The following is a 2,017-nucleotide window of genomic DNA, read 5'->3' as shown; positions in this document are numbered from 1 at the left end:
TTTTAGTTAATATAACAAATTTAAAWATAAATAATGTATACTAAAATTATTAAATATTATAAGGAGAAATACTTATGGAATATATTCAAAATTTATATTATATATCACAAGACTATTGGATTTTAACAATGTTAGTCGGTTTAGTTACTTGTTTTATTGAAAGTTTTATACCTGTATTACCTTTAATAGGTATTGTAACTGGAAATGCGATAATTTTAGGATTATTTAAAGGGATGATAATATCCTGGATAGGTTCAAGTTTAGGTACTATAGGATTATTTTCATTAGTTAAAATATTTAAAAATAATATGCATATAAAAAAGTTTAAAAATAAAAGAGTAAATAAAATTATAGATTGGATTAATAGACAAGGATTTAAATTATTATTTATAGTATATTGTTGTCCATTTATACCAGGATTTCTAGTTACTATAGCATCAGCACTAAGTGATAGACATACAAAAAGCTTTGTGCCTGCTATGTTATCTGGAAAATTTGTTATGTTTTTAGTTATAAGTTATCCAGCTAGTGATATAATTAGTTTTATAAGAAATCCAATAAAGATAGCATTCTTTGTACTTTTAGTATTTTTAGCTTGGAAGATAGGTAATAAAGTTAATAATAGATTAGATATAAATGAATAATAGATTAGGATATAGATTTTATATTAATATATAAAATCTATATCCTAATAAAAATATAACTATAAAATTCAAAATCTTACATATTAATTTTTCTGTCTTAGAACCAGTTTTTAGTGGCATTACTGAAAAATTAATATCTATTGGATAAAGTAGTTCTACACCTTCTTTTGTGAATAAATCTAATATTGTATGAGATAAACAACCTATTATACATCCACTAAATGAGGATATAAAAACTATATTATTATCTGTATAACTTAATATTATTCTAGAAAAACAACATAGCAGATATAAAAATAGTAGACTATGAGTAAAACTTCTATGTCTAAATCTTGATCCAAAGACTTTATATACTGTAGGGAATGTTTTACTTGCATAAGAGCCACGCATATCTATATCTGGAATTAATGAACCTATATATGAAAAAGCTATATATATAATTAATAATATTAGTCTATAAATAGGTTCATAAGTAAATAAATATTTATTATCAATTAAAGGTAACATTAATAGTGCAAATAAATAGCCACCCTTTATATGAGTTTCTTTTACCATTAGTCCTCCTATGATGATAAGTACATGATGATTTACTTAATTATATAGGAAATATGAAAATTTTACAAATTATACTATTTAATATTATTATAATTTGAAAGAGCTTTATCCCAATTTACTACGTTAAACCAATTATCTATATAATTACCTCGATTATTTTGGTATCGAAGATAATATGCATGTTCCCACACATCTATTCCTATAATAGGTTTTAAGTTTTGGCTTATAGGTGTATCTTGATTTTGTGTTTTTATTATACATAAATTTCCGTTATTATCAGATACAAGCCATGCCCATCCAGAACCGAAAACATCTAGTGCAGCTTTTTTAAATTCTTCTTTAAATTTATCAAAAGAACCAAAATCTCTATTTATAGATTTTTCAAGTTCACCAGAAGGACTTGTTTTTTTATTAGTCATTATATCAAAGAAAAATTCATGATTATAAGCTCCACCACCATTATTTTTTATTGTTTGACAAACACTTTCAGGGAGAGAATCTAAGTTAGTTAATAAGTCAGTTAAGCTATAAGAGTATAAGCTAGGGTATTTTTTTATAGCATCATTTAATTTATCAACGTAATTTTTGTAATGCTTGTCATGGTGAATTATCATAGTTTCTTTGTCTATGTATGGTTCTAATGCATCATATGAGTAGCTTAATGGTTTAACTTCAAATGGTTTAAATTCTGGTGCAAAACMTAAGGAATTAGAAGTTGTTAAAAATATAAATAAAAATGATAATACTGCTGATAATAATTTTTTCTTCATAAAATCACCTCTTATAGTAGTATGCTTAAAATAAGATAAAAAAATTTA

The 2,017-nt window shown here is 23.8% G+C and carries 3 protein-coding genes; 1 reads left to right on the top strand and 2 read right to left on the bottom strand.

Going from position 1 to position 2,017, the window contains the following annotated elements:
* The first annotated feature begins 74 nt into the window (after positions 1-74).
* A complete protein-coding gene (locus G3997_RS06775) occupies positions 75-644 on the top strand; it encodes a TVP38/TMEM64 family protein (protein ID WP_296644728.1) in 570 nt (189 codons plus the stop codon).
* Between the two features lie 18 nt (positions 645-662).
* Here the strand turns inward: G3997_RS06775 and G3997_RS06770 are convergent, their stop codons facing one another.
* Positions 663-1,199, bottom strand: a complete 537-nt coding sequence (locus tag G3997_RS06770) for a metal-dependent hydrolase (RefSeq protein WP_296644726.1) — start codon at positions 1,197-1,199, stop codon at positions 663-665.
* A 74-nt stretch (positions 1,200-1,273) separates the two neighbouring features.
* Positions 1,274-1,969, bottom strand: coding sequence for a superoxide dismutase (locus G3997_RS06765; RefSeq protein ID WP_296644724.1), 696 nt, complete (start codon positions 1,967-1,969; stop codon positions 1,274-1,276).
* Positions 1,970-2,017: the final 48 nt, after the last annotated feature.

It is taken from the genome of Romboutsia sp. 13368, from assembly GCF_018336475.1.
GTDB lineage: Bacteria > Bacillota > Clostridia > Peptostreptococcales > Peptostreptococcaceae > Romboutsia.
This window is presented reverse-complemented; position numbering and strand designations above follow the sequence as displayed.